The organism is Gammaproteobacteria bacterium (assembly GCA_003696665.1).
Lineage (GTDB): Bacteria > Pseudomonadota > Gammaproteobacteria > Enterobacterales.
Genome location: RFGJ01000027.1, coordinates 1 through 1139, shown reverse-complemented (window position 1 = coordinate 1139; position 1139 = coordinate 1). Strand labels below are relative to the sequence as shown.

Here is a 1139-nt window from a genome sequence, read left to right as displayed (position 1 = left end):
TCTCAAGTCGGTTCCCAGGTATCTCAAGTCGGTTCCCAGGTATCTCAAGCCGGTTCTCAAGGGGGGCAAGCCGGTTACCAGGAGACTGTTACCAACAAGAATATCGGTCAAAACGAAATTATCAGGAAATACAGGATTCACAGGCTAGACATCGTTTCTCGTCTGGTGAACGAGCTTCGTAACCAGGCCCGTAGCGGTGCTCCGGAGAGAGTGGTTCAAATCAGTGGCCAGGTGGTCTATCCAGGAGAATATCCACTTGAACCTGATATGACCCTTGCGGATCTGGTACGGGCTGCCGGCGGCTTGACCCAGACAGCTTCTACCTTTGGAGCGGAATTGGTGCGTCTTAAAATTGAGAAAGGGCAACAAAAGCTCCAAACTGAAACCGTCCCCCTACCTGATGGTTGGCATACTCCATTGCGTCCCTATGACAGTGTAAATATTCGTCCTTTGCCGGGCTGGGCGGAGAGAGAAACTGTTGTGGTTGAGGGGGAGGTTCTGTATCCCGGAGAGTATCGGATTCGGCCTGATGAGTCGCTGCGGCAATTTATTCAACGAATTGGCGGTTTAACAGAGCGCGCCTTTATACCAGGGGTCGTTTTTTCTCGCGCAGATCTTCGGAAAAAAGAGGCCCAAGAGATCAAGCGGCTTACCGAAAGGTTGCAGGCGAATCTGGCTTCTCTGAGTCTGGAACAGAGCCAGGTCGATGCCAAAAGTGCTGAGGCCTTTGGAAAGGCCCAAGCACTTTTACCCCGTCTGCAGTCGATGCGACCTGTTGGCCGTCTTGTTATCGATTTGGCTGCTGTTTTAGATGGTAAAACCGATGTCAAACTGCGCGATGGCGACAAAATCTACGTACCCAGGATCCCGCAAGAGGTCACTGTCTTGGGAGAAGTACAAGTTGGTACATCCCACTTATGGAGTCCTGGTTTGAGTAGAGATGATTATATCAATCGATCGGGCGGGCTGACCAACAAGGCGGATGAGGACCGCATTTATGTGGTCAAAGCGAATGGTTCCGTTGTTGCTGGTGCCAGAACCCTGTGGTTTGGTTCGGCGGAGCAGAAGATCGATCCTGGTGATACGATTGTGGTGCCCGTCGACCTTACGAGGATGAGACCAATCAATCTCTGGCAGAC

General features: G+C 51.7%; 1 protein-coding gene. It reads left to right on the top strand.

Annotated elements, in window-relative coordinates; all coding sequences use genetic code 11:
- Positions 1–165: 165 nt before the first annotated feature.
- On the top strand, positions 166–1139 hold a 974-nt coding region (locus D6694_00735), incomplete at its 3' end, for a sugar transporter (protein RMH48260.1).